This is a genomic window from Mesorhizobium sp. P160219 (assembly GCF_057786095.1).
This window is the reverse complement of the sequence record NZ_JBYNWG010000001.1, coordinates 2,271,764-2,298,437: the sequence shown is the minus strand read 5'-3', so window position 1 is coordinate 2,298,437 and position 26,674 is coordinate 2,271,764. Positions and strand designations below refer to the sequence as shown.

The window sequence follows — 26,674 nt, the reverse complement described above, 5'->3', positions numbered from 1 at the left end:
CAAGGTCAATCACGTTCTCGCTCCTGCCTGGAGCCTGTAGCGGTCGAGGGCGACTGCCACGATGATGACCAATCCCTTGATGATGTACTGCCAGATGTCCGAGACACCGGCTAAGATAAGCCCGTTGGAGAGCACCGCTATGATCAGGCCACCGATCAGCGTACCCCAGATCGAGCCGACGCCGCCGACGAAGCTGGTGCCGCCGAGAATGACCGCAGCAATGGCGTCGAGTTCGTAAGACTGCCCAAGCTGCAGCCCGTTGGCCGCATAGAGCCGGGCCGCTGACATGGCGCCGCCAAGGCCGGCCAGCAGGCCGGAAACGCCATAGACAAAGAGCAGCACCAGCGGCACCTTGATGCCGGTCAGCCGCGCCGCTTCGGCATTGCCGCCAACGGCATAGATCCAGGTGCCGAGCACGGTGCGCTTGAGCACCAGCCAGGACAGCACCACGACCGACAAGGCGATGATGACCAGCCACGGAATGCCGAACAGCGAACCGTTGCCGATGAAGTCGAACGGCAGGTCCGAGTTGAACACCGTGGTGTCCTGGCCGAGCAGGCGGGCGACGCCGCGCACAGCGGTCAGCGACCCCAGCGTGACGATGAAGGGCGGCAGTCTGATATAGGCGATCAGCAGCCCGTTGATGACGCCGAAGCCGAGGCCGACGAGAATGGCCGCCGGCACGCCCAGCAGTCCCCAATCAGGCACCAGCGACACCATCACCGCCACCATCGCCGAGGCGGCAAGTATCGAGCCAACGGACAGGTCGATCCCGCCGGTCAGTATGACGAAGGTCATGCCCGCTGCCAGCACGATGTTGATCGACGATTGCTGCATGACGATCAGCAAATTGGTCTGGGTGAAGAAGCGCGCGTTCATCAACTGAAAGCCGACCGCCAGCAGGATCAGGATCGGCAGCATGCCAAGGGCGGCGAAGGCGGTGCGCAACCGCCGGCTCCTGCCGACAGCCTGGCCACTGATCTCGGTCGCCTTGTCGGTCATCCCTTGGCCGCTCCCGTTGCAAGTTCCATGATTGCTTCCTGGCGCAGCGGCTGGTCTTTGGACGCCGTCACCTCGCCGGCGATCGTGCCGTCGCGCATTACCAGCACGCGGTCGGCGACGCCGATCACCTCCGGCAGTTCGCTGGAGATCATCAGGATGGCGATGCCCTTTTTGGCGAGATTGTCGATCAGCCGGTAGATTTCCGACTTCGCTCCGACATCGACGCCGCGCGTCGGTTCATCCAGGATGACCACTTGCGGCTCGGTCTCGAGCAGGCGGGCAAGCAACACTTTCTGCTGGTTGCCGCCCGACAGCGAACCGGCATTGGCCTGTACCGACCTGGTGCGGATGGAGAGATCCGAAACGGCCGTGGCAGCACGTCTCTCGGCGGCTTTGAAATCCCGCAAGCCGCCGGGCCGCGCATCCCTGGCCAGCACGCCCATGCTGATGTTGTCGGATATCGACATGTCGAGGAACAGGCCGAGCTCCTTGCGGTCCTCGGTGAGATAGGCGATGCCGGCATTCAGTGCCTCGCTTGGCGAGCCGATGGTTACTGGCTTGCCGTCGAGTTCCAGCGTGCCGGCGATGCGTCTGTCGGCACCGAAGATCAGTCGCGCGAGTTCGGTGCGGCCCGAGCCGACAAGGCCAGCCAGAGCCAGCACCTCGCCCTTGTACAGTTCGAAGGAGCAGTTCTTCAGGAGATTGCCGTCCGCCATGCCGCGCACCGACAAGGCGACCGCGCGCTTGCTATCCGGCGGGCGATGATCCTTCCTGTAAAAAGCCGACAGGTCGCGGCCAACCATCATCGAGACGAGGCGCGAGGCGTTCAGCTCGGCGCGCTCGAGTGTGCCGACATAGCCGCTGTCGCGCAGCACGCTGACACGGTCGGCCAACTGGTAGACCTCTTCCATGCGGTGGCTGATGTAGATGATGGCGATGCCTTGCGACTTCAGCGTCGCGATGACCTCGAACAGACGGTCGGTCTCGCGCGAGGTCAGCGAGGTGGTTGGCTCGTCCATGACAATGATGCGCGCGCTGGTCGAAAGCGCGCGGGCGATTTCGACCAGCTGACGCTCGCCGAGCGACAGGCTGGAAACCTGGGCCCGTGCGGAGAAGGACACGCCGAGACGCTTGATGATCTCATTGCTGCGCCGGTAGCACTGGTCGCGGTCGACGATGCCGAAACGCCTCGGCTCATTGCCGAGGAAGATGTTCTGCGCGACCGTCAGGTTGGGCGCCAGCGACAGTTCCTGATAGATAACCGCAATGCCGTGAGCCCGCGCCTTGATCGGGTCGCCGGTGGCGACCGGCACGCCGTCAATCAGTATCTCGCCGCCGGCATCAGGCCGATAGGCGCCGGACAGCACCTTCATCAAAGTCGACTTGCCGGCACCGTTTTCACCCATCAGCGCATGGACTTCTCCGGCATGGACGGTCAGCGACACGTCCTGCAAGGCGCGGACTGGCCCGAACGTCTTCGAGATGTGCCGCATTTCCAGCACTGGCTGGCGCGTGACTTCGGCCTGAGCAGCGACGATCACCGTGCGCCTCCCGCTGCCGCGCGGGGGATGCCCTGCTCGCCGATGAGGCCACGCCATGTGTCGCGATATCGGGCAAGTCCGGTGAAGCTTGCGGCACGCACGGGCTCCGGCACTTCCGCGGCAAATTCGCGGCCGACGGTCTCGAAGGCCAGCGCCGCCGCCCCGGTGGCGCTGCCCTCCAGTGTGGCCCCTTGCAGGAAGGCTTGGCTGGGACGCAGTTGCGCCACTAGCCCGGCGAGCAGGCCGCCAGCGTTCAGTCCGCCATCGACGATCACGGTGTTGTCCGAATGGATCTGGTCGAGGCAGAGGTCGACCATCAGCGCGACGTAGAGCAGCGCCACGGCTGCGCGTTCCTCGGCGCTTGGCATGCGGCCGACCAATTTGCCGGCGCGGCCGGGCATTGGGCCGCCCGGCGCGAAGCTCGGCAGCGCCATGCTGCCGGCGTTGATCACCCGCTGCACTGTCGCCGGCGCGATCGCGCCTTGCCAGCCGTCGCTGATCGTGGCGAATTCGCGCCCGCCCATAAAGCGGATGGTCGGCACAGGGCCGCCGTCGACATCGACATTGACCAGCATGTCGCGCTGGCCATCGAGCGCGTCGAGCAGGCAATCCGGATTAAGCACGACCACCCAGGTGCCGGTCGAGACGACGGTGACCGGGCCAAGCTCCTGCCGGCGATAGGCATGGAGCGCGGCATTGCTGTCATGGACACCATTGTGGATGGCGATCCGCCGCTTCGTATCGCCGAGGCGTTGCTCGCCGACAACCGAGCCCGCCCGCTCGAAAGCGGGCATCCGGTCGCGCCAGCCCTCAATGTCGACCAGCGAACTGAAGTCGCGCTTGCGCGGCGCCCATAAATGCGAGTGGCAGCCGAGATAGGACACTTCCGAGACCGCCCGGCCGCCAAACCGCCAGCTCCAGTATTGTGGATAGCCGAGGATCGATTTCGCGGCCGTGAATGCACCGGGTTGCACCGCCTGTAGCCACAGCATGTGGCGACCGTAGTTGAAGCCGAGCGGCAATCGCGGCGAGAAGGTCTCGGTGAAATCCGGAACGAGGCGATCAATTTGCGCGGCAATATCAGCCGGCGGCTCTTGCTCGTAATCGAGTATCGGATGCGTCAGCGCCGCCTCGTCGACCAGGGCAAAGGTGCAGCCATGGCCCGACACCATCACGCCCTCTACGCCATGGATGTCGGCGGCCTCGCTTACGGCGCGAACCGCCCAATCGTGAAGTGCTGCCTCATCAAGCACGCTGAAGCCATCTTTGCGCATCCAGTTCGGCCGGGTCCGGCGCTCGTCGACGATGCGCCCGTCCTGAGCGAAGACGAACAGCTTCGAATTGGTCTTGCCGAAATCGAGGACGGCCATCTTCACTGGATGGCTCCCGAAGCCGAGGCGACGCGCACCATGACGCCCGCGTCTTCCAGCATGCGCGCGTCGACGTCGGACAGGCCGTCATCGGTCACCAGCGTGCCGATGCGCGACAAGGGCAGCGCGATGTTACGGGCGTGGATCGACAGTTTGCGGCTGTCGGCCAGCACCACGATCTGGTCGGCACACAGGCTGAGATCGGCGATGGAGCGGACCAGCAGCGGGTGCGATTCCAGCACGCCCTCCTGGCCAAGGCCTTGCGCGCCGAGAAAGAACTTCGATGCGTAGAACGGCTCCGCCTGGGTCGGTGAATGGATGATGCCCGGCTCACGATGCAGATCGCCGCCGGCAACGGTCAGGCTGCAATGGCCGTGGTCGCTCAGATAGGCCGCGAGCGGCATCGAATTGGTATAGAGACGGATGCTGCGCTCAGCCAGCTTGACCCCAAGGTGGAAGCAGGTCGAACCGCCATGCACGATGACCGCATCGCCGTCGCGCACCATCGTGGCCGCGAGAGCGGCGATCTGCCGCTTGGCCTCGACCGCGAGGTCGCGGTTCTCGTCATAGGGTCTGGCATAGGCAACACCCGCCTGTGAAGCGCCGTCGAGCGCCGAGATGCCGCCATAGACCTTCCGTGCTTCACCGGCCTCGTCGATCTTGTCGATGTCGCGCCGCACCGTCGCCGCCGACACGCCGAGCTGCTCCTGCAGTTCGCGCACCGACGCGAAGGGACGATCCCGCAGCAACTCGACGATCTGACGCTGGCGGCCGGAGTCGCTCAATCGTTTTCCTCCCGGAAGCCGTTTTTGCCACGGCATTTGACGTAACTTACTCAACATCTTTCCGATTGCAAGAACCTTTGATGACATTAGATCACTATTGACGTAAGTCGCTCGCATCTGCGATACACATCAACATCCCACGACGGGTATCCGAAGCTGCGAGGCTGGCGGGGCTGATAGAGGAAATGCGCCATGGCGACCTATGCGGATGCGCAGGAAATGGCTGCCTTGCGGGCGCTTTCGGCCAGCATCGGGCGCAGCCCAAACCTGACCCAGGCCGCCGGCGGCAACACCTCGCTGAAAGCCGGCGACACGCTGTGGATCAAGGCTTCCGGCACATGGCTGAAGGATGCGCTCTCCGAAGACATCATGGTGCCGGTGGGGATGGCGCCGCTGCTCAGGGCTGTCGAACAGCGCGACAGCGCCGCCGACCAGCCGCAGATCTTCGCTATCGAGACGCTCAACGCCCGGCGCCTGCGCCCTTCGATTGAAACCACCGTTCACGCGCTGATGCCGCAGCGCGTCGTCCTGCATGTCCATTGCGTCGAAACCATTTCGCTGGCGGTACAGGCCAATTGCGAGGTGGAAGCCGCCAGACGCCTTGATGGTCTCAAATGGGCGTATGTTCCTTATTTCCGGCCAGGCCTGCCGCTTGCCCAGGGTATTGCCGAGCGGCTTCAGGCTGGGGTCGACGTGCTGATCCTTGCCAATCACGGGCTGGTCGTCGCGGCCGATACCGTCGCCGAGGCCGAAGTGCTGCTGCGCCGCGTCACGCTGCTTCTGGCGCGGCCGGCGCGCCAAGTGGCGGAACCGGATGTTGCGGGATTGGCGGCGCTGGCCGGGAAAACCGGTTACAGGCTGCCGGCGGAAATCGAGGCGCACGCGGTCGCCATCGATCCCGAAAGCCGCCGCATGGCGTCGGGGGGCAGCCTCTACCCCGATCACGTCATCTTTCTGGGTCGGGGGTCGGTGGTGGCAAAGCCCGGTGAGGATGTGCCGCGCGTCATCGAGCGGTGCGGTGCAAAGCCCGTGGCGATCCTGTTTCCCGGGCTGGGCGTGCTGATGCGCGGCGACGCCAGTGCCGGCGCCGACGCCATGCAACGCTGCCTTGCCGACGTGACGGCACGCATCGACATTGCAGCGCGGCTGAACTACCTCACCGCCGCCGAGAACGATGAACTGGTCAACTGGGACGCCGAGAAGTATCGCCAGAAACTCAATGCCGCCAGCCGCTGACACGCCGCTTGCCATAGGCATCGACATCGGCACGTCCGGCGCGCGCGCGGTCGCCATGCGTCCGGATTTTTCCATCGCCGCGCGTTCGGCCGTTTCGCTGGAGCGCTTTGGCCCGAACGCCCGCGACCCCGCGGCGTGGTCGTCAGCGGTTGGCGCAGCGCTGACGGAACTGCTTTCGGGTGTCGATCGCACTGCGGTCAGGGCGATCGCCGTCGACGGCACCTCGGGCACATTGCTGCCGGTCGACGGCACTGGCCGGCCATTGGCCGAGCCGCTGATGTACAACGACACCGTCGCCGACAACGCCATTCTGGCCACGATTGCCCGCCAAGCCCCAGCGACGAGCGCCGCGCTGAGTGCGACCTCGGGCCTCGCCAAGGCGCTGTGGTTCCAGCGCACGCCCGGCGTCGCCGCGGTGCTGCATCAGGCTGACTGGATCGCGGGAAGATTCAGCGGCCGCTTCGATGTCGCCGACGAGAACAATGCTTTGAAAACCGGCTACGATGTCGAGGCCCGCTGCTGGCCGGACTGGATTGCGGCGACCGGGATGCACATGGAATTGCTGCCCGGCGTCGTCAGGCCGGGCGACGTCGTCGGCAGGCTCACCGTGGATAGTGCCGATATGTTCGGCTTGTCGCGCGAAATGGCCGTGGTCGCCGGTACCACGGATGGCTGCGCCTCGTTCCTGGCGACAGGGGCGGCGGCGATAGGCGACGGCGTCACTGCGCTTGGGTCGTCGTTGACCATCAAGATCCTGTCCGATCGGCCTGTCTCGGCGCCACGCTTCGGCATCTACAGCCACCGGCTGGGCGATGCCTGGCTGGCCGGCGGCGCGTCGAACTCCGGCGGCAAGGTGCTGGCGCAGCATTTTTCGCTGGCGCGCATCATCGAGCTCAGCGCCGCGATCGACCCGGCGACCGCGACCGGCCTCGACTATTATCCGCTTCCCGCGACAGGCGAGCGATTTCCAGTCGCCGATCCCGCCCTGCCGCCGCGCCTTGCGCCGCGCCCGGCGAACGACGCCGACTATTTGAAAGCAATGTTCGAGGGCATCGCCGCGATCGAGGCGCTCGGCTATGACAGGCTTGCCGAACTCGGAGCGCCTGCGCTGACATCGGTCAGAAGCGTCGGCGGCGGTGCGGCAAATCCTGCCTGGACGGCGATTCGGCAGCGCCGGCTGGGCGTTGAATTCCTGCCGGCGCTTTCGGACGAGGCGGCTGCCGGCACGGCGCGGCTGGCGCTGATGGGCGCAAGCACGGCGGGACTTCTATGAGCGCGAAACCAGTCGAACACCTCAACGGCGTCAACCAGCTGGCCGAGCGCTATGATGTTTTCCTGCTCGATCAGTTCGGCGTGCTGCATGATGGCACCAGCCCCTATCCAGGCGCGGTGGAAGCGCTGTCGGCCCTGAAGCGCGCCGGCAAGACCATTGTGCTGATCTCGAACTCCGGCAAGCGGGCAGGCCCCAACGAGAGCCGGCTGCTAAAGCTGGGCTTCGAACCGGGAAGCTGGGACCATTTTGTCTCTTCCGGCGAGATAGCGTGGGAGTTCTTCCACGACATGGCGGCATCCGGAAGGCTGCTGCGAAACACGAAATGCCTGCTTGTAAGCCGCGACGATGACCGCTCGGCGATCGAAGGTCTGCCCTTCGCATTGACCAAGGACAGTGACGATGCCGGGCTGGTGCTGATTTCGGGCAGCGAGGGCGACCGCTACGATCTTGAACACTATCGCAGGCTTCTTGCACCGGCTGCAGCGCGGCAGGTGGCATGCTTCTGCACCAACCCGGACAAGATCATGCTGACGGAGGTGGGGCCGCGCTTCGGCGCCGGCCAGCTGGCGGATCTCTACGAGAGCCTCGGTGGCAGCGTCACGCGTATCGGCAAGCCTTACCCCACTATATTCGGCGCTGCGCTAGCGCTGGCAGGCAATCCAGACCGCAGCACTGTGGTCTGCATCGGCGACAGCGTCGAACACGACATCGCCGGCGGACTTGCTGCCGGCGTGGCCACGGTGCTGGTTCTGTCAGGAATATTGGCGGACACACCTGACCTGTTCGACCTGTTCGACACGATGGACGCATACCCGGATTACACCATGGATGGCTTCAGGTTTCGCTGATTTGATTCACCTGAAAGCGCTCGCGCCCGAATCCGTCCTAAACGCATTGTGGCCGACGAGCATTGGCCCGCTGGCTCAAGACCGCCGAACAGCGCCGATCCAGTCGAGCCGCGCGGCTGGAATGAGGCCGTAATTGTAGAAATTGACGCCGTCGACACCGGGCGCCAGCGCCGGCTTCACCTTGGCCGCAAGGATGTCGGGGCGGGCCATTTCCGGATAGAACAGCCGGTAGCCGGCGCCGAGGAATTTGTCCGCGCCCAGTGCCGCACGGCCGGCCGCCATCAGGCTGGCGACATCGCCGGCCTGCATGTCGTAGGCGCACAGGATCGCCCCGTCGCAGACCTTGCCCAGCGCTGCCAGATCGCAACCGCCAAGCCAGCCGTCTTTCAGATCGATAATGACGACCCGCGTCGTGGGATCGGCTACCTCGCGCAGTTCGGCGACCAGGCTGGTCACTGGCTCGAATCGCCACAAGAGATAGGCATGGAGCTCCGGCCACGGCGCAAAGGCGTCGAGGCCGCAGGCGGGGAAATCGGGAAAGCGCCGCTCAGGCACCGCGCGCTCGCAGGTCTCGACGATCCATTGCCTGGTGAGCTTGCGCGCCGCCTCGGCATCGATGCCGGCTTTTGCCGCACGGGCGACGCAGGACGGACAGAAGCACAGAGACAAAAGAAAATCGTCTTCCGGCGTCAGCCCGACACCGTCCTTCTCGTGATGGTATTCATGGGCAAAGCCCATGAAGGACGGGCTTTCAAGTTCTATCCGGTCCGGCCGGTAGCTGTGCGAGATGTCGGCGATCAGCGTGCGGACATAGGCGCGCGCATCGGGATGGGACGGGCAGAGATTGTAGTAATTGGCATCGCCGAAGGCGTTGCGGGTGACGGCCTGCGGATGCAGCATGCCCAGGCGGGTGTTGTGCAGGCAGACCGTCCAGCACGAAACGCCTAGTCCGCCCGCGTCGCGACGGCGGATGAGCTGACCGAGCACGTCGCCGCCCTCGGTGATCACGTCAGCCACCTTGGGCTGGATGGCTAGACTTCCCCAGCGCGCTGCGGTCGGCTTGAAATAGATGGTGCCGTCCTCAGGGAAATAGGCCTTGCGGCGCGGACTGCGCGGCTGCAGGAAGCGCCCGGCATGATAGGATGTCGCCAGGCTGATCATGTTGAGCCCGGCGCGCCCGACAAGATCACGTTCGACCGTCTCCAGGCCGAGATCCTGGATGTCCCAGGGATAGGTCCACATGGACAGTTGCTGCATGGAATATCCTCTGCCTGATCCGGGTTTGGCTCAGCCGTCGACCGGCTCTGCGATCTGCATTAGGCAGTCGCCCGCCTCACACATCGTGTGCAGCCGGCGCGACAGCACCAAGCCGCTTTCGGCGAAATGTAGGGCCTCCTCGGCAACATCGAGCCGCTCGAGATCGTGGTACCAGCCGGCCAATTGTCCTGAAGTGACACTGTCGCCGAGCCTGGCGGCGGGCTCGAACCAGCCGCGGCGGGTGGCATAGAGGCCCTGGCTGTGCCTGGACAGGGACAGCAGCCTTGTCGGCGCCGAATGCTTTTCGCTAGCGCCAAGAACCGGCGCGCCGACCACACCCATTGCTATCATCAGACGGTCGAGTGCGCGGGCCGTGATCGCCATCGAATCGACCGTTGCGGTGCCACCGCCGCCGAACTCACCGCTGACGCCGATGGCGCCGGCGCGGCGCGCTGCGCCCATCGAGGTCGGCGAGGCCTGGCCGTTGTCAGCGATAAAGCCGTAGGGCATGCCGAGCGTGCGCATCAGCTCGACGCCACGCCGGTGGCGCTCGGGATCGGCGTTGCGTTCGACCAGCGCGGTCGGCAGATGCTCCATCGACGTGCCGCCCGAATGGATATCGAAGACGACGTCGTGACGAGGAAACAGCTCCGTCTCAAGGAAATTGGCGAGCCGGCTTGTCGGCGTTCCCGAGGGATCGCCGGGAAACGCCCGGTTGAGATTGCCGCCGTCGAGCGGCGAGCAGCGCTTGGCGGCCATCACCGCAGGGGCGTTGGCCATCGGCATGATGGTGATGCGGCCCTTGATCCGCTTCGGATCGAGCCGGCGCGCCAGTTTTGCCAGCGACAGCTCGCCCTCATATTCGTCGCCGTGATTGCCGGCCATCAAAAGCAGTGACGGGCCGTCGCCATTGCGGATGAGGCAGATCGGCACCTTGACCTGAAAGTAGGGCGAGCGATCGATCGAGAACGGAATGCTTAGATGGCTGAGCGTCTTGCCGTGGCGGTCGAAATCGAGCGTGTGGGCGAGGCCGGTGTGCATGGTCAGACCGCCGCGACGGCGGTGATTTCGATGCGCAGATCAGGGTCGGCAAGCCGCGCCTCGACGCAGGCCCGCGCCGGCAGGCGGGCAGGATCGACCCAGGCATCGTAGATGCTGTTCATGGCCTCGAAATCACCGATCTGCGGCAGGAAGATGTTGACCGCCACCAGCTTCGACTTGCTGCTGCCGGCCTCGACCAGCAGCGCCTCGACTTTGGCCAGCACGTCGCTGGTCTGGCCTTCGATGCCGGCCTTGCGATCGTTGGCCACCTGGCCGGCTATGTGAACGAGGCCGCCATAGACGACTGCCTGCGACATGCGCGAGCCGGACTGAAAATACTTGATCATATCGGATCCTTTCGAGGTTCTCTTTTTGGGGGATCTGGTCAGCCGAACCAGGTGGGGAAAGCGTGGCGGACGTGGCCGGTCGCGTCGACGCCGAAGATCACGCGATAACGGTCGAGGCAGGTGCAGGGATGCGAGATGCCGAATTCGACGACGTCGCCGACGGCGATGTCGTCGCTCGGCGCAATCGACAGGAAGGAATGCTGGTCGTTGAGCTTGACCACCTCGGCGCGCGCCGCCGGCATCGGCAGCGGCTTGCAGGCACGAAAGACGGTGAGCGGCGTTGGAAAGCCCTGGTCGAACGACACGTCGCGCATGCCCATGCCGCAGATGACAAGGCCCGGCTCCGGACGCGACAGCACTTCGGCCCAAAGGCGTAGCGCAGGGCGAAAGGAATGCCGCGCCGAAGCGCTGATGCCGCCTATGGCAAAACCCTTGCGGGTATCGAGGGCGCCGAGCGAACGGTCATAGGTGCCGTGGTCGTGGAAGAAGATGGCGCCGCTGCGCAGCACCAGCGTTGCGTTGCCGTCGCTGGAAACGAGGGGTGCAAGCGCCGCGACCACCTGGTCGAAGAAGGCGGAGCCGCCGGCTGTGACGATCAGCGGTGCGTCGCCGCCGACGCGGGCACGCAGCCGCAGGAACATGTCGGCGGTCATTGCCAGCAGGCCGGATATCACCTCATCGGTGCGACCGGGCTCGGGTTGCGCCGCCGCCCCTTCATAGGTCGCAACGCCGGCGATCAGCAGCCGCCCGCCGGCAGCCGTGATCGCATCGGCGATGGCCTCGGCTTGCGCGGTGGTGCGGGCGCCCGCCCTGCCCGCACCAAGTTCGACCAGCACATGCAAAGGCGGCAGTGCCGCATTGGCGCGCCAAGCCTCGGAAAGCGCGTTCACGGCGTCGACCGAGTCGGCAAAGACATAGAGCTCGGCATCCGGCCAGGCACCAGCAAGCACGGCCAGCCGGTTGGCGCCGCCGGCTCCGCCAACCTCATTGGCGATGATCAGCCGTGTCAAGCCGGCCTTCAGCATCACTGTCGCTTGCCTGATGTCGGCGACCGTCGTGCCCCATGCGCCGGCCTCGACCAGCGACCGGGCAAGGTCGGGCGCCATCGGCGTCTTGGCATGCGGAGCGATCGCGACATTGTGTTCGCGCGCATAGCGCAGGAACAGGTCGCGATTGGCGGAGAAGGCCGCCTCGTCGAGGGTCAGCACCGGAAGCGCCATGCGTCCATCGGCCGGATGCCAGCGCTCGGCCGCGACAAGGCTGCTGTCAAGCCCGGTTGTGCCGGGAGGCACGCCGCGGATGCGGTCGTCGAGCCGAAAATTTTCGTGCACCGAAAGGGCTGGAACCGGTGAGTTTTCAGTCATCCGATGCTAACCCTTTCACCGTCGCAACGAAGCCAGATCGATCGCCGGTCACAGCCTGAGAGAGATACGTGCCAGAACCTTACGCCGGACCGATCATCGACGCCCATCATCATCTTTGGGATCTCAGCCTGGGACGGCATCCCTGGCTCGCCGCCACGGCCGGCGAGCGCGGCGGCCTGGGCGAGCTTGGCCCCTTGCGGCGGAACTATCTGCCTGGGGATTATGCGCGCGATGCCATAGGGCATAAAGTCCTCGCCACCATCCATGTCGAAGCCGGCTGGGCGAGTGGCGACTGCATCGGAGAAACGCGCTGGCTTGAAACACTCGACAAATCGCGCGGCGTCGCCGCTCGCTATGTCGTTCACGTGCCGCTCGCCGATCGCCAGGCGCCGGCGCTGATCGAAGCGCAAGCCGCGTTCGAGCGTGTCGTCGGCGTGCGCGACATATTGAGCTGGGATCCCGACCCTGCCCGCCGTTTTGCGACCCGTGACGGCATCATGGAGGAGCCGGCCTGGCGTGCCGGGCTTGCCTTGCTTGGCCAGCATCGGCTGGCCTTCGACCTGATGGTGTTTCCGCGCCAGCTCGCCAGCGCGGCTCGCCTTGCGGCTGCCTTCCCCGATCAGCAATTCGTGCTCAACCATTGCGGCAGTCCAATCGACCGCGACGCCGATGGCATGCAGGTGTGGCGCGACGGGCTGCGGCTTCTGTCGCAATGCGACAACGTCGCCATCAAAATATCGGATCTGGTCGCCTACGATCATGACTGGACGCTCGACAGTCTGGAGCCCGTCGTCCTGCATTGCATCGATTGTTTCGGCACCGGTCGCGCCATGTTCGGCAGCGACTTTCCGGTCGCCGGCCTGCATGCCTCGTTCGATGACATATATGACGGCTTCAAAACCATCACAGCGGACTTTTCCGCCGACGAGCAGACGGCGCTGTTCTTCGGCAACGCAAGGCGCATCTATCGGCTCGACGATGTGTCATCGGCGCGCCTGCTCCCGGCCTGAGAGCAGCAGCAGGCCGAGGATCAGCGAGCCGAACAGGATGCTGCGCCAGCCGGGCGATGCGTTGACGACGGTGATCAGCGCGGTGATGGTGACCAGCAGGATGGCGCCGGGGATGGTGCCGGCATAGGTGCCGAGCCCGCCGAGGATCGAGGTGCCTCCGAGGACCACAGCGGCAATCGAGGCGAGCAGATAGGGATCGCCGATGCCGACATAGCCCTGTCCGTTCATGCCCAACACGAGCACGCCGGCAAGTCCCGAGCAGAAGCCGCTGATGCCGTAGACCGCAAGCGTCGTGGACGTGACCGGAACACCGGACAATGCCGCGGCAAGTGGGTTGGCGCCCATGGCGAAAATCCGGGCGCCGAGCGATGTCGCATGCATCGTGGTCAGCACGATCACCGAGACGACCACCCACAACAATACGCCAGCGGGAATGCCGGCCGGCCGGCCATTGCCGAGCCAGTGGACCAGCGGGTTCTCGGCGGTCACGGCGCTGCCGCCGGCGATGATGATCAACAGACCCTGCAAGAATGTCGCCATGGCCAATGTCATGATCATCGGGTGGACGCGCAGCAAAGCGACGCCGAGCCCGTTGACCAGGCCGATTGCCGTGGTCAGCACCAGAACGGCAAGAATGGCGGTGATGCCGGTCGGATCCACCTGCCACGACAGCAGCGGCAGGCTGACGGCGCTGACCGTGACGATGGCCGCGACGGAAAGGTCGATGCCGCCGGCGATCACCACAAAAGTCTGGCCCGCGGCAACCAGGCCGATGACGGCGCCGAGCTCCACCAGATAGCGCAGATGGCCATAAGCGCCGAAGCCGCGCGAAACGAAGCTCGCCACGATCCAGACCGCGGCAACGATGGCAACGGTGAGAAACGGCCGGCTGAGCAGGACCGTCAGGGCGCGTTTGCCGCCCGCGCTGTCATTCCATGCTGTCATTGCTGTGCCTTGCGGAATTGCGGGATGGCGACCGCGCCGATGATGATCAGGCCCTGGGCCACATATTGTGCGACCGGCGTGAAGCCGAGGAAGAACATGACGCTGATCATCAGGCTGAGCAGCAGGCTGCCGGCAAGCGCGCCGCGCATCGTGCCCTGGCCGCCGAGGAAGCCGATGCCGCCGAGCACCGCAGCGGCAATCGAGTTCAGGGTAAAGGCGGCGCCGATGACCGGGTCGCCCGAACCGGTCTGTGCGGCGACGAACAAGCCGGCGCCGGTGGAGAGCAGACCGCTGATCGCATAGGCCGCAATCCGCGCGCCGTCGACCGGCACGCCGGAGCGATAGGCGCCGACCGGATTCTCGCCGGCGGCATAGAGGCTCAAGCCAAGCGGCGTGGCGAGATAGAGCTTCCACAGGAGAATGATGACCACCAGCAGCACGAATGCCGCCGGTGTGTTGCCGGCAAGCAGGTCGGACAGCCACGCCGGGATTGCGCCGCCGGGCCGCGGCAGGATCAGCAGTGCGGCGCCGCCGATGATGAACGACCCGGCAAGCGTCACCACGATCGCCGGCAGGCGAAGCCGTATCACGATGAAGCCGGTTGCCGCCCCGATGCCGAGGCCCGTCAGCGCCACCGCGGCAGTGCCCCCGGCGACGCCCAGCGGCCCGGCCATCGTCGTCGCGGCGATGACCGCGCCCAAGCTGACCGTCGCGCCGATGGCTAGGCTGATGCCGCCGGTGAGCATCAGGATCGCCTGCGCCATGGCGACCAGCGCCAATGGAAACCAGCTCTGGGTGAATTTGGCGAAGCCGGACGCCGTGAACAGGCCCGGAAAGAGGACGCCATAGGCGATGAGAAACATCAGGACGACGGCAAACAGGCTGCGCACGCCGACATTGCGACGCATCTGCACCGGCCAGTAGAGCGCATCGGTCTGCCGGGCGGAGGAAGATGTGTTCATGCCGCAACCTTCCGCTGTTCGGCGCCCATCGCCGCGGAGACGATGGCTTCCTCGCTCAGCGCTCCACGCGCCAGCATGGCGACGATGCGGCCTTCGCGGACGATGGCTACACGGTCGCAAAGGTGCACGAGTTCGGGCGTGTCGGAACTGAGCAGCACGACCGCCTTGCCGGCGGCGGCGAAATTGCGAAGCATCATGTAGATCTCACGTTTTGTTTCGACGTCGACGCCGCGCGTCGGATCGTTGAGCAGAAGCACCAGCGGGTCGTGCGGCATCCATTTCGCCAGCGCCACCTTCTGCTGGTTGCCGCCCGATAGAGCCTGCGCCGCCCGGCCGAGGTGACCCTTGATGCCGAGTTGGGCGGCAAGGCTTTTGGCCGTCTCGCGCTCTGCGCGGCGGCTGCGCAGCTTCAGCGCCGGCAGCCTGGCAAAGGCGGGCAGCATCATGTTGGTGATGATGGGATGGATCAGGTGCAGGCCCTCGCGCTTGCGATCCGCGGGCACATAGGCCAGCCCCAGCGCGTTGGCTTTCGGCACGCCGCCGGGCAGGCCGGAGGCGCCGTTGACGGTCGCCGACGCCGTCCGTGCCGGAATGGCGCCGTAGAGACCGAGCAGCAGATCTTCCTGCCCTTGCCCGACCAGGCCGCCAATGCCAAGCACTTCGCCCGTTTTGATATCCAGATCGACGTCGCGCATCAGGCCGGCCGAAAGATTTCGGACAGAGATAGCGTCGGCAGGCAAATTGGAAGGCTGCCATTGCGGAAAAAGATCACCGGGATCGCGGCCGACCATCAGCCGAACCAACCCGGCGGCGTCGGTGCCTTCCAGGGTGCGGTCGGCCGTGCAGGTGCCGTCCTTCAGAACGGTGACGTGCTGGCACAGCGCCATGACTTCGTTCAGTCGGTGCGAGATGTGGAGAATGGCGATGCCTTCGCCGCGCAACCGCTGCAGCAGATCGGTGAGAATTTTGGTTTCGGTTGCCGATAGCGACGATGTCGGTTCGTCGAGAATGAGCACGCGCGGCCGGCGGTAGAGCGCCTTGGCGATCTCCACCATTTGGCGGCGGCCGAGCGACAGATGCCCGACCGGCGTCGACAGCGGCTCGTGCAGCCCGACAAGTTCGCATGCGGTCCTCGCCCGCGCAGCGAGTTCGCGGTAGTCAATCAGGCCGAACCGTTTGGGATAGGCGCCGAGACCAATATTTTCGGCGATGGAAAGACTGGCCGTCAGGCTGAGTTCCTGCTGGACGACGGCGATGCCGGCCTGCCGCGCAACAGCCGGCGTCATGCGTGAGACCGCGCGTCCATCGACCTCGATCGTCCCGCCATCCGGTCTCAAGGCGCCGGACAAAAGGTTGATCAAGGTCGACTTTCCGGCGCCGTTCTCGCCGAGCAGCGCATGCACGCGGCCCGGCTGGAGAGCGATTGAAACGTCGCGCAGGACGGGGTTGCCGAAGAAAGACTTCGACACACCCCGCGCCGCGAGCAGCGGAGCCATGGTTGTCAACGCTACAACCCTTCAGGCTTATTTCTGAGCCAGCAGCTTCTTGAACAGCTCCTCATCGTAAGGAGAAAAGATGTAGCCGTCAGCCGGGAAGTCCTTGGCCCGGGCGAGGTATTCGTCGATGTTGGAATTGTCGATTACCGGCAGCGGAATCTTGACGAAAGCCGGCACATCCTTGCCTTCCAGCGCCTGGACGGCAGTGTAGGTGGCGAAGGCGCCGAGCCAGTTCGGCTGCATCGTCGCCCAGCTCTTCAAGCCCTTTTCTTTCCAGAGTTCCAAAAACTGCCGGGCGTTCTCACCGGTGATCGGCACCTGTTCACGGCCCTGCTTGTCGAGGGCCAGCACGGCGCCTGCCGACAGAGCGCCGCCGAGCGACAGGATGCCGTCGATCTCGGGGTTGGCGAAGAGCAGGCTGGTGACGGCTTCCTGTGCCGGCGCGACGTTGTAGGGCGTGTTGGTCTCGGCAAGCACCGTCACGTCGGGATGGGCCTTGAGCTCAGCGTCGGCGCCTTTGCGCCTGTCATCGCTGACCGAAACCCCGGCGGGGCCATTGAGGATCAGGATCTTGCCCTTGCCGCCGATGGCGTCGATCAGGAACTTGGCGGCCTGGTCGCCCCATTGCGAAGAATCGGTGTTGACCTTGGCGGTGACCTTGTCGGTATCGACGAGGCTGTCGAAGTTGATGATGGCGATGCCCTTGGCGCAGGCGTCGGCCAGAACGCGTGCCGGTGCGGTCGACGAACCGGCGATCAGGATGATGGCGTCGACATCGGAATCGATCATCGACTGGATCTGCTGGATCTGGACGTTGGCATCGCCCTGAGCGTCGGTGACGACGAGCTTGTCGACCAGTCCCTGCTTTTTCAGGGTCTCGACTTCGGCTTCGATCGTGCCTTGGGTCTGCTTCATCCAGGTCGGCACGGAATAGATGTTGGCCCAGCCGATCGTGTACGGCGCCTTGCGGTCGCCCTTGATGCAGTTGGCGGCGGCATTGGCTGCCGAGCCGGCGCCAAAGCTCAGCACGAGACCGAGGCAAAGCGCGCTGGCGGATGCGAAAAACGGTGATTTCATCATGACTGTTCCCTTCAGAGGTTGTGGCCTCGACGTGCAGAACAAGGGCGAGGAAACCCGTCGGTCCCGGATCTTGGGAACCGTGTGTCGCCTCGGGATTTGTCTGCGTCAGGCTCGTTAGTTTGTCTGGTATTTCAGACAATGTGTCTGTATATCGGACAAATTGGATGCTAGACCGAGCCTTGACATCTTTCAAGCGCCTTGAGACGAGAACCGAAATGATTTTGGCGGATGGTCATGAGCGACGGCACTAACGATGCGATCGGGAAGGAAGCCGGCGCGGAGCCGCGCAACGGCGAACGACGACGCGGCATTGACCGCGTCATCATGCTGCTCGAGGCGTTGCTGCGGCACCGCGCGCCAATGCGCGTCGGCGACATCGCCAAAATGATCGGCGCGCCGCGTTCGACCACCTACGAGATCGTCAACAGCCTGCTCGACGCCGAAATGCTCGAAAACGTCGGCGGTGAAGGTTACGTCTATTTCGGACGCGCCATGCATCTGTTCGGCTGGGCCTACTCACATCACAATGCCCATTACCGTCGCATCATCGAGACCTTGGATAAGTTGGCCGCCGAGACAGGCGAGACGGTCCAGCTATGCGGCCTGCGTGGCAACAAATACGTCGTTCTTGACTGCCGAGATTCCCCAGGCCCGTTCCGGATCTCAAGCGATGTTGGGGTTGAGGTGCCGATCCCATGGACGGCATCCGGACGGCTGCTCCTCGGCCATATGAACGAGCAAGAGTTGAGGGATTTCATCCCATCTGGCGACTACAGGCTTCCCGACGGCCGCATCATTGCACCAGCCGAATTCTTTGCCGATGTTGCCTTGGCCCACCGGCAGGGTTTCAGCGAGACCACAGCCTTGGCCGACCGTTTCACCTGGTGCATGGCGGCCCCCATCCGTGACGGCCACGGCGCCATCAAAAGGACCTTGTGTTTGGTGTTACCCGTCGACACGCCGGAGCCACGGCGCGACGAACTGCTTGCGTTGCTGCGCGAGCGCGCCCGTGGACTGTCTCTGGCGGGAGGCTGACGATCAGCCGTCGTGCCCTCAGGTTGAAGCCTCTTAAAGGCACATGGATTCCGCTCTTCCCCATTGGTTCCATTTAGGTTCCGGACCTTAGTCCCATAGTCGGTGGATAAGGTCCAAACCAGGGAACACGCAACCGGAAGCCACATTAGGAGAAGACCGTCGATCAAAGTCCCTTCATCGCCGGTTGAGGATCCCGCCGCTCTTACTGTCGAGAGCGCGGCGGGATCCTTACGCGCGGAGCGAGCACATGAGATTTGTCGAGATTTTCACAGATGTGCTTACGGCCCTGCTTCTCGCTTTATTCGTGTGCGGGATATTCGCTGTTTTCGGAGGCCATCTGGTTCCTCCACGCTACGCAAAGATGGTGTTGCTGCCGGACCTCGATAAGATGACGACTGCATCATCTACACCCAGCTTGCCCGATTCCATCGACTTGCAAGTTCAAAAGCGCCCAGAGGTGCAAAGGTCTACCGGCGTGACACAGCGCGCAGTCGGTCTGGAGCCGCCAGTGCCATCCAGCAAGCGGTAAGAATCAGCGGAGGTTTTGTGGCTCCCCAGCTATCAGAGAGCGCCGGCGATTATTGACAGACCCGGCTCTTGAAATTGGCTGAAATCGCCCTCCACATTTCCGCATCTGTTTGAATTGTGTTTATCAACTAGCGCGAACGCTATGGCGAAGCAGGTTGAGCTGGCGGCGTTCCTGGCTGATCCCCGCCAGTGCTTGATCGCGGCGTGGGATCCTTGTCGAGCTTGGGATTCCGGTCCACCGGTTCGCCATTCACATCGTCGGCCTTGGAGTTTGCAGGGTCCGTTTGGCCAGGATTTGGGCTGTAAGTATCTGGCGATGGAACCCGGCTGTTTTGCTGTGTCGCCGGTGTCTTAGCCTGCTCGCCATAGATTTCAGCGATCCCCCAGGCAACGAGCGCCAAGACAAGGCCTGCCAAGAGCACGCCAAGGACCGGTCGCCCCAAGCCACCCTGCCTGGCCCGCTTTTCCGGAATGTTTCTGCTCATGATCGCAACCTTGGGCTAAGAGGAGTGGCCCGCGCTCCAGGAGCGAAGACGCGGGCAGTCAAGAGCTCCGGATGTTGGCCATGTGGCGAACAGGGAACTCGCTGCACATACCGAACTCGCTGGCGCTGTTGATGTTCCCACGGAATCCAAACAGCGCGCCGCCGGGAGCCGGACTGGCAATTTGGGTTGGAGTGGCTGGAACGAGCCAGCTCAAGGTCAACGAGCGGCGGTGTGCGTAAGCGGGCATTGCGAGCCAGACTGGAACTTTGCCGAATCTGCCGCGTTGCCGACCATGGCCGACTACAACGAGACCACCAATCCGGTGCTGACCGGTTGCATGGCCCGCGTTGCCACCAGGGACATCTGTTTGAAGGCTATCTGAATTTGCTCCTCGTTGTTGGCGATTCCGCCCGATGGAACATCCTGATCCGCTCGCGGTTGGGGAAGCCCGGGCCAGCGGCAGGAGCATCATCATGAACGTCGAACGTAACCCGGCCGAAGACAGAGGCGATATTCAGTCTGGGGTGACAGAGGACAAGACGCCGGGATTCGACCCGGCGGCGGCGCCTATGGAAACCGATGCCGAAGCAGCAGACACCTGCGCCGTGCCGGTTCCCGCAGCGACGGGCACGCCGGCTTTCGCTAATCAAGCAAGCTTCGCCAATGCGATGCGGCGGCCGGACGACGAGCGCGCCCCGGCCCCGAGTAAAAACGGCCCGGTGCTGGCCATTGTCGCGCTTGTCGTCGTTGCCGCCGTCGTGTTCGTTGTCGCCGCGATTCTGGCGCGATAGCAGATCCTGCGCTTGCGCCAAACCTCTGCCCTGCGAAGCGATCAGGGATGCGGTCGTGGCAGCAGGCGATCAGCGGCTGGAAAAACAAGCTGCAGGTTGCAGCGGCGCATGGCACGCCGGCCGGCACCCTGACCGAGCAGCATTGCGGCATGGCCGAACCCGGCTCGGCCGCCAAGGGTTGAGGCCGGATGCTCGTTCGAAGCGGGAACATTTCACATCAAGCCAAGTTCGGGCTCGCAGAGCTTGTCGTCAAGGAACAGCACATGAAGGCCCTGACATGGCACGGCAAAGGCGACATACGTTGCGAACAGGTGGCCGATCCGACGATCCAGGATGAACGCGACATCGCTGCAGAAAGTTCACAACGGCGATATCGACCCGTCATTCGTGATCACCCATCGGGCTGGCCTCAAGGCCGGGCCCGCACTTTACAAAACCTTCCGCGACAAGGAGGACGGCTGCATCAAAGTCGTGATGCGCCCGCACGGCTGACCGTTCTGTCCAATGGCCCGACTTTGTTGTCCGGCCGTCTGCATGCTGAAAAGGCGAGAGTTGAAAATGGCCAAGGACAAACCCGCATCGACAAACCCGGCCGCCACACCTTCGGTCAGATCGCCTGAGGCCGCCGGCCTGCCACATCCCCCTCGCGATGCTGAAGACAGCGATTCCGGCGCCAGGCCGACGGCGCCCAAGACCGCTGGCGCCCAGCAAGCGTCCAGATCGCCGCTCGACAGCCGCGTTGCAAATCGCAATGCCGGCCGTCCTCGTCAGGCAGGCACGACGCCTCGGCCGACCGACGAACCGCTGGAGTAAGATGAAACCTAAGCTGCGGCGCGGGTATCCGCACCGCGGTGTGTGTGCGCAGTCAGGGTCTTCCTGCCCTGCCGAAAGGGCCATACAGGTGTCTTGATCTCTCGTGGATCGTCGGGATCGGCAATCAATACTTTAGCGGGAAATTCGGTGGTACCGTTGGCTGGGATCGAACCAGCGACCTCCGGATCCACAATCCGGCGCTCTAACCATCTGAGCTACAACGGCACGTTCGCCTGAGCCAGATCGTGGTGAAAATTCATTCTCCGAGATCCGCTCTGTCGTTCGGCGATGCGTCCAATACGGTCTATCAGAGACTAATTCAAGGCCTTTGATAAGGCAAAGCCGGTTCCGCCAACAGGCGCCGGTTTCTTCGGCAAAAGAAAAAGGCCGGCGGGAGGAGGTGCCGGCCTTTTCCTGTTACGAGCCAGCGGGAGGAGGTGCTGGCTGGTCACCCCGGAGAGCAGAGGGAGGAGGTTCCACTCGCCGGGTATTCATTTGGACAACTCTATCGCACACCTATTTGTCTGACGAAATGCGACGTTTTGATGCATCGCAGAGTTGTGCGCAATTATTAGGCGGCCTTGATGTCCTTCAGGGCCTTCTCGAAAGCGGTCTTGACCGGCTTGGAGACGTCTTCGGCAGCCTTCGAAGCAACAGCCTGGAAGTCCTTGGCCTGCTCGACCGTGGTCTCGACGCGCTTGCGCAGGAAGGCGGTCTGCAGTTCGACCACTTCCGACAGCGACTTGGCGCCGATGAGGGCCTCGAGATGCGAGAAGCCGGCTTCGGCATTGGCGCGCAGAGCGGCGATGGTCTTGAGCGACAGGTCGCTGGAAACGGTCTTGGCAGTCTCGAAGGTCGATTCCAGGACTTTCTGGGTCTCTTCGGCGCCGGTCTTCAGCTTGGAGTAGGCTTCCTTCGACTGCTCGACGCCCTTTTCGGCGAAAGCGCGGATCTGGTCGGTTGCCTTGGAAGCGTCGAAGCTCGGGAATTCGACGCTTTCGATGGTCTCAGCGGTCTTGGCCTTGGTCATTTTCCATCCTTTCGGGGTAGCGGCTTTGACAAAAAGCCGTCTCGTTCATGTATGATGGCAATATAGCGGTTTTTTTGTGCGATGCAATATGTTTGTTGCAGTGCACCATAAATTTCTTCCCATGCGTCACCCAAGAGGTTATCCAGGGACATTCCGAGAGGCTGTTAACCAAGTGGCCAGAGATTCCACCTGCTTCCCGCCATGGCTTGTGGACCTTCGCCGCGCGGGCTTTTATTAACAAAGCGTTAACTGCAAATTGCCCGCCTTGTAGGTTCGCCAAGAGGGGTTCGCCAAGAGGTTTCACCGAAAGGGTCCGCCAAGCGCATGCCTTCCGAGAACTACTCTTTCCTCGATGTCACCGTGCTTGATGCGGTTCGCCAGCGCTTCGCCGCCGGCGACGCGATCGCGATTCTGTCGGCCGACCTCGAACAGGTGATCTGGGCCAACGGCCCGGGCGCTGCGGTGTTCGGCTATCCCGATATCGAGGCCATCATCGGCGCCTCGGCTCAGCTGCCGCTGATCGCCAGGCGCCAGATCATGGCGACCGCGGGCTTCCCGCAGATCGGCAGCGACCGCGCCATTACGGTACGGCTGGCGACCGGCATCACCAGCCGCGCCGTCGGCTTCCTGGCCAGTGCGGTGACTATGCCGGACGGCGAAAGCGCCATTATGCTGGTGGTGCCGGCAGCGCAGGCCGGCTCGCGCAGTGCTGCCGACATTGCGGCCCGCGCCATCAGCGGCTTTACCGAAGACGGCCATTTCATCGCCTTTGTCGACGCCGCCGGCACTGTCGAGGCGGCTTCGGATGGCTTTGGCGCGCTCGCCATCCGGCCTGAGACGCTGGCCGCGCTTGTCGCCGACGTGGCGAGCCAGGACGACCGCATCGTCAAGCGGCTGGTCCCCGGCGGCGCCACGTCCTATCCGGCCGGCTTCGCGCGCCTGACCGAGTCCAGGCATCTGCTGGTGGTCATCGACGAGGATCAGCTCGGCGAGGAAAATCCTGTCGGCGAGCTGGATGCCGAACCTGCTGCAGCGCAGGTCGACGATGGCCCGGCGCAAGCCGCCGCGGAGAACGCGGTAACGGTGGATGCGGTGGCTGACCACCCCACCGCAAGCGGGAATCAGGGCGCCCCACTCGCGGCCGCGCCTGATGTCGGGGAGACAGGTCCGGCTGCCACCGAGCATGATGCTTCGGCGTCAACCGATACAAAGGCGGACCATCGCGAGCAGACGACCGGCCGCGAGCAGGCGGCGAATGACAGCGCGCCGGCGCAACATGATCATTGGTACTTCCATGCCGGTGAAGAGCCGCAGGCGGGCGAGCCGGACAGCCCGGCGCAGGCCGAGCCGGACTCTGTTTCCCCGGCCGAGAGTGCGCAGTTGGACAGCAGTGCCGCTGCGCCCGCCCTGCCGTCTGACGCAGCCCCACCGGCTACGCCTCCCGCCAAACGTGAGGTCGACCGCTCGGCGCCGCCGCTGCGCTTCGTCTGGCGCACCGACGCCGACGGCAAGTTCAGCGCGCTGTCGCCGGAATTCGGCGACATTGTCGGCAAAGCCGCCGCCGACGTGATCGGGCGCCGCTTCAAGGACGTCGCGACAACTTTCGGCCTCGACGCCTCGGGCGAGATCGCGGGCCTGCTTGAACGGCGCGACACCTGGTCGGGCCGCTCGGTACTGTGGCCGGTTGCCGGCTCCGACCTGAAGATACCGGTCGATCTGGCAGCACTGCCTGTCTATGGCCGCAGCCGCGCCTTCGAAGGTTTTCGTGGTTTCGGCGTCGCCCGCGCCGGCGATGCGGTGGTCGATCCGGAAGCAATCGGCATGGCGCTGGTCCCCAATGGCGCGCCACCGGCAGCAGCCGAGCCGGCCCCGGAACAGCCCGTGGCGGAAGCTCCCAAGGCGGCCGATCCGTTCGAGGGCGAAGTGCCGGCACTGACCATCGTGCCGAAGCAGGAACGTCGTTTTGCCGACAAGGTCATCCGGCTGGCCGAGCATCGGCAGCCCGCCAACGACAAGCAGCCGACAAGCGAGAGGGGCCTGTCGACGCTGGAGCGCAGCGCTTTCCGCGAAATCGGCGAGCGGCTGAAGAAGGACAATCCCCCGCCGGAGCAGCCGGAGACTGCCAAGCAGGCCGAACCGGCCAATCCGGATCAGGTAACGCCAGACCAGGCCAAGGCAGATGAGCCCAAGCCGGATCATGTCGAGGCGGACCAGCCTGAAACAGCCGCGCCAGCCCGACAACCCGCCGAGGTCTCGAGTCCGGACGAAGCCGGTCCGGCTGCCGTGGCTGAACCATCGGCAGCCGCACCCGAAAGCGAAACGGCTGTGGCCGAACCGCCGGAAAGCGATGCCGAGGACGAAAAGGACCTGACGCGGCTTGACGGCGAGCAGCCGGACGACGGCCTTGCGGACAGCGAAGCAGGCGAGGCGAAGGCGCCGACAGTGTCGCGCTCCCTGCTCGACTATGCCGATCCCGAACCAGGCTCCGTCACCGAAGACAGTACGGAAGCAACGTCGTCCAACGACGAACTTGCGCCGGCTTCCGAACCGGATGATACGCAAGCCCAAGAGATCGTCGAGGCCGCAGAGCCACAGCCGGTTGTTGCCGAGACGCCGGCCAATGCCGGTGAAGACGACAGCATGACGTCGGCCGACTTCCGCGATGCCGAGGACAATGAGGATTGGGCGCCGTCCGACGAGGCGACCGATTCCGCCGTGGAAGACGGGGACAAGGCCGGCGATGCGGACACAGTGCCGGCAGAACCACAGCGCCTGAAAGTGCCGCCGCTCAAGCTTGAGGGGTTCATGCCTTCGGCATTCTCGGCCGGAGATGAACACAAGGCCCCTGACACGTCGATCCTCGGCAAGCTGCCGGTGCCGCTGCTCATCCATTCGGGCGACGAGCTTCATTACGCCAATGAGGAATTCCTCGGCCTGACCGGCTATGACACGCTTGAGGACCTGAGCGACGCCGGCGGGCTCGACGCGCTGTTTGCCGATCCCTATTCAGAAATGGCCGGCGAAAGCGACCACACACTCAAACTGAAGACGCGCGAGGGCCAGGAATTTCCGATCGAAGCCATTTTGCGTTCGGTGCCGTGGCGCGCCGGCAAGGCGCTGATGCTGGTGGTGCGACGTACCGGCGACAACGAGCCGCCGATGGTTGCGCATCTCGCAGCCGACGAGCAGACGCAGCCCGATGTCTCCGAACTCAAAGCGCGCATTGCCGAGATGCGCACCATCATCGACACCGCGACCGATGGTGTGGTGTTGATCGGCCGCGACGGCGACATCCGCTCGATCAGCCGGCCGGCCGAGGCGCTGTTCGGCTTCGACAGCGACGACGTCACCGGTAAACCGTTCGCCTCCCTGTTTGCCATCGAAAGCCAGCGCGCGGCGCGCGACTATCTGAACGGCCTGTCCGAGCCCGGCGTGGCGAGTGTGATGAACGATGGCCGCGAGGTGATCGGGCGCGAGGCGCAAGGGCGCTTCATCCCGCTGTTCATGACCATCGGCAGGCTGCCCAATGACAGCGGCTTCTGCGCCGTGGTGCGCGACATCACGCAGTGGAAGCGGGCCGAAGAGGATCTGACCCAGGCGCGCGCGGTGGCCGAGCGCGCCTCCTCGCAGAAGACCGATTTCCTCGCCCGCATCAGCCACGAGATCCGCACGCCGCTCAACGCCATTATCGGCTTTTCCGAGCTGATGGTGGACGAGAAGTTCGGCCCGGTAGCCAATGACCGCTACCGCGACTATCTCAGAGACATCAACCGCTCGGGCAACCATGTGCTCGATCTCGTCAATGACCTCCTCGACATTTCGAAGATCGAGGCCGGCCAGCAGGAAATGGACTACGAGGCGGTGTCGCTCAACGATACGCTGGCCGAGACGGTGGCGATGATGCAGCCGCAGGCCAACCGCGAGCGTGTCATCATTCGCTCCAGCTTCGCCTCGCGACTGCCGGAAGTCGTCGCCGACCTCAGAAGCGTGCGCCAGATCGCGCTCAACATCCTGTCCAACGCCATTCGCTATACGCAAGCCGGCGGACAGGTGATCGTGTCGACCGCCTATGAAACCTCCGGCGACGTTGTCATGCGGGTGCGCGATACCGGCATTGGCATGAGCCATGCCGAGATCGAGCAGGCGCTGAAGCCATTCAAGCAGATCAATGCGCTGAAGCGCGGGCGTGGCGACGGCACCGGTCTCGGCCTGCCGCTGACCAAGGCGATGGTGGAAGCCAACCGCGCCCGCTTCACCATCACCTCGACGCCGGGCGAAGGGACGCTGGTCGAGGTCGCCTTCCCGTCGACGCGGGTGCTGGCCGAATAGAGCCGGCCATTCCCGGGCGAGAATCCCGGACAAAGAAAAGGCGTCCAACAGGACGCCTTAAATGGGATTTGCTGTCACAACGGGGGCTTGAGCGAATCTGATCCTC

21 protein-coding genes, 1 tRNA gene and 2 pseudogenes are annotated in these 26,674 nt (G+C 64.3%); 10 read left to right on the top strand and 14 right to left on the bottom strand.

The window, feature by feature from the left end; translation table 11 throughout:
• Positions 1–9: 9 nt before the first annotated feature.
• Genes AC3EMP_RS11070 through AC3EMP_RS11055 form a run of 4 tightly spaced genes read right to left on the bottom strand, consistent with a single transcriptional unit; the run spans position 10 to position 4,698 of the window.
• Positions 10–1,002 (bottom strand): ABC transporter permease subunit, encoded by a 993-nt coding sequence (locus tag AC3EMP_RS11070; RefSeq protein WP_023740485.1) that lies wholly within the window; start codon positions 1,000–1,002, stop codon positions 10–12.
• Positions 999–2,495, bottom strand: coding sequence for a sugar ABC transporter ATP-binding protein (locus AC3EMP_RS11065; RefSeq protein ID WP_050587408.1), 1,497 nt, complete (start codon positions 2,493–2,495; stop codon positions 999–1,001). Before AC3EMP_RS11065 ends, AC3EMP_RS11070 begins: the two co-directional genes overlap by 4 nt.
• A 44-nt stretch (positions 2,496–2,539) precedes the next feature.
• On the bottom strand, positions 2,540–3,919 hold the full coding sequence (locus AC3EMP_RS11060; RefSeq protein WP_023695088.1) for an FGGY-family carbohydrate kinase: 1,380 nt from the start codon (positions 3,917–3,919) through the stop codon (positions 2,540–2,542).
• A complete protein-coding gene (locus tag AC3EMP_RS11055) occupies positions 3,916–4,698 on the bottom strand; it encodes a DeoR/GlpR family DNA-binding transcription regulator (protein WP_023686810.1) in 783 nt (260 codons plus the stop codon). The genes AC3EMP_RS11060 and AC3EMP_RS11055 overlap by 4 nt, the downstream gene beginning before the upstream one ends.
• Positions 4,699–4,890: 192 nt before the next feature.
• Between AC3EMP_RS11055 and AC3EMP_RS11050 the strand changes: the two genes are divergently transcribed.
• The 3 genes from AC3EMP_RS11050 to AC3EMP_RS11040 are packed head-to-tail and all read left to right on the top strand — an operon-like array spanning position 4,891 to position 8,055.
• Positions 4,891–5,934: a class II aldolase/adducin family protein gene (locus AC3EMP_RS11050; protein WP_352712755.1), complete on the top strand. Its 1,044-nt coding sequence runs from the start codon at positions 4,891–4,893 to the stop codon at positions 5,932–5,934.
• A complete protein-coding gene (locus AC3EMP_RS11045) occupies positions 5,918–7,207 on the top strand; it encodes an FGGY-family carbohydrate kinase (protein WP_352712757.1) in 1,290 nt (429 codons plus the stop codon). The genes AC3EMP_RS11050 and AC3EMP_RS11045 overlap by 17 nt, the downstream gene beginning before the upstream one ends.
• Positions 7,204–8,055, top strand: coding sequence for a TIGR01459 family HAD-type hydrolase (locus AC3EMP_RS11040; RefSeq protein ID WP_352712759.1), 852 nt, complete (start codon positions 7,204–7,206; stop codon positions 8,053–8,055). Before AC3EMP_RS11045 ends, AC3EMP_RS11040 begins: the two co-directional genes overlap by 4 nt.
• 75 nt (positions 8,056–8,130) lie before the next feature.
• Here AC3EMP_RS11040 and AC3EMP_RS11035 read toward each other — a convergent pair whose 3' ends face one another.
• The 4 genes from AC3EMP_RS11035 to AC3EMP_RS11020 are packed head-to-tail and all read right to left on the bottom strand — an operon-like array spanning position 8,131 to position 12,064.
• Positions 8,131–9,312, bottom strand: coding sequence for a hypothetical protein (locus AC3EMP_RS11035; RefSeq protein WP_352712761.1), 1,182 nt, complete (start codon positions 9,310–9,312; stop codon positions 8,131–8,133).
• Between the two features lie 30 nt (positions 9,313–9,342).
• Positions 9,343–10,353 carry a succinylglutamate desuccinylase/aspartoacylase family protein gene (locus tag AC3EMP_RS11030; RefSeq protein WP_352712763.1) on the bottom strand — a complete coding sequence of 337 codons (1,011 nt, stop codon included), beginning with the start codon at positions 10,351–10,353 and terminating at the stop codon, positions 9,343–9,345.
• 2 nt (positions 10,354–10,355) lie between these two features.
• Entirely contained in the window at positions 10,356–10,700 is a 345-nt protein-coding gene (locus tag AC3EMP_RS11025; RefSeq protein WP_023804501.1) for a RidA family protein, read from the bottom strand.
• Positions 10,701–10,738: 38 nt separating this feature from the next.
• On the bottom strand, positions 10,739–12,064 hold the full coding sequence (locus tag AC3EMP_RS11020; RefSeq protein WP_031201232.1) for an alanine racemase: 1,326 nt from the start codon (positions 12,062–12,064) through the stop codon (positions 10,739–10,741).
• Positions 12,065–12,132: 68 nt separating this feature from the next.
• Here AC3EMP_RS11020 and AC3EMP_RS11015 point away from each other — a divergent pair, with 68 nt between their 5' ends.
• A complete protein-coding gene (locus AC3EMP_RS11015) occupies positions 12,133–13,074 on the top strand; it encodes an amidohydrolase family protein (RefSeq protein ID WP_352712764.1) in 942 nt (313 codons plus the stop codon).
• Here AC3EMP_RS11015 and AC3EMP_RS11010 read toward each other — a convergent pair.
• Genes AC3EMP_RS11010 through AC3EMP_RS10995 form a run of 4 tightly spaced genes read right to left on the bottom strand, consistent with a single transcriptional unit; the run spans position 13,048 to position 17,557 of the window.
• Complete coding sequence (locus AC3EMP_RS11010) at positions 13,048–14,019, bottom strand: ABC transporter permease (protein ID WP_352597394.1); 972 nt, start codon at positions 14,017–14,019, stop codon at positions 13,048–13,050. The genes AC3EMP_RS11015 and AC3EMP_RS11010 overlap by 27 nt on opposite strands.
• The gene (locus AC3EMP_RS11005) at positions 14,016–14,981 is read right to left on the bottom strand and encodes an ABC transporter permease (RefSeq protein WP_352712766.1); all 966 of its coding nucleotides are present in this window, start codon (positions 14,979–14,981) and stop codon (positions 14,016–14,018) included. Before AC3EMP_RS11005 ends, AC3EMP_RS11010 begins: the two co-directional genes overlap by 4 nt.
• Positions 14,978–16,477: a sugar ABC transporter ATP-binding protein gene (locus AC3EMP_RS11000; RefSeq protein ID WP_198031475.1), complete on the bottom strand. Its 1,500-nt coding sequence runs from the start codon at positions 16,475–16,477 to the stop codon at positions 14,978–14,980. The genes AC3EMP_RS11005 and AC3EMP_RS11000 overlap by 4 nt, the downstream gene beginning before the upstream one ends.
• A gap of 27 nt (positions 16,478–16,504) precedes the next feature.
• Positions 16,505–17,557, bottom strand: a complete 1,053-nt coding sequence (locus AC3EMP_RS10995; RefSeq protein ID WP_023723360.1) for an ABC transporter substrate-binding protein — start codon at positions 17,555–17,557, stop codon at positions 16,505–16,507.
• A gap of 228 nt (positions 17,558–17,785) precedes the next feature.
• Here AC3EMP_RS10995 and AC3EMP_RS10990 point away from each other — a divergent pair, with 228 nt between their 5' ends.
• The 5 genes and pseudogenes from AC3EMP_RS10990 to AC3EMP_RS10970 form a co-directional block, all read left to right on the top strand.
• The gene (locus AC3EMP_RS10990) at positions 17,786–18,592 is read left to right on the top strand and encodes an IclR family transcriptional regulator (protein WP_023723361.1); all 807 of its coding nucleotides are present in this window, start codon (positions 17,786–17,788) and stop codon (positions 18,590–18,592) included.
• Between the two features lie 1,095 nt (positions 18,593–19,687).
• The gene (locus AC3EMP_RS10985; RefSeq protein ID WP_156939228.1) at positions 19,688–19,987 is read left to right on the top strand and encodes a hypothetical protein; all 300 of its coding nucleotides are present in this window, start codon (positions 19,688–19,690) and stop codon (positions 19,985–19,987) included.
• Positions 19,988–20,078: 91 nt separating this feature from the next.
• Positions 20,079–20,396, top strand: a complete 318-nt coding sequence (locus tag AC3EMP_RS10980; protein ID WP_031195897.1) for a hypothetical protein — start codon at positions 20,079–20,081, stop codon at positions 20,394–20,396.
• 68 nt (positions 20,397–20,464) lie between these two features.
• Positions 20,465–20,578, top strand: a pseudogene (locus AC3EMP_RS10975) (SDR family NAD(P)-dependent oxidoreductase); the annotation flags it as partial.
• Between the two features lie 181 nt (positions 20,579–20,759).
• A pseudogene (locus AC3EMP_RS10970) lies at positions 20,760–20,888 on the top strand (glutathione-dependent formaldehyde dehydrogenase); the annotation flags it as partial.
• A 469-nt stretch (positions 20,889–21,357) separates the two neighbouring features.
• Here the strand turns inward: AC3EMP_RS10970 and AC3EMP_RS10965 are convergent.
• Positions 21,358–21,434, bottom strand: a tRNA-His gene (locus AC3EMP_RS10965).
• A 346-nt stretch (positions 21,435–21,780) separates the two neighbouring features.
• On the bottom strand, positions 21,781–22,239 hold the full coding sequence (locus tag AC3EMP_RS10960) for a phasin (RefSeq protein ID WP_023834051.1): 459 nt from the start codon (positions 22,237–22,239) through the stop codon (positions 21,781–21,783).
• A 324-nt stretch (positions 22,240–22,563) separates the two neighbouring features.
• Between AC3EMP_RS10960 and AC3EMP_RS10955 the strand changes: the two genes are divergently transcribed.
• Complete coding sequence (locus AC3EMP_RS10955) at positions 22,564–26,568, top strand: PAS domain S-box protein (protein WP_023834052.1); 4,005 nt, start codon at positions 22,564–22,566, stop codon at positions 26,566–26,568.
• The last annotated feature ends 106 nt before the right edge of the window (positions 26,569–26,674 follow it).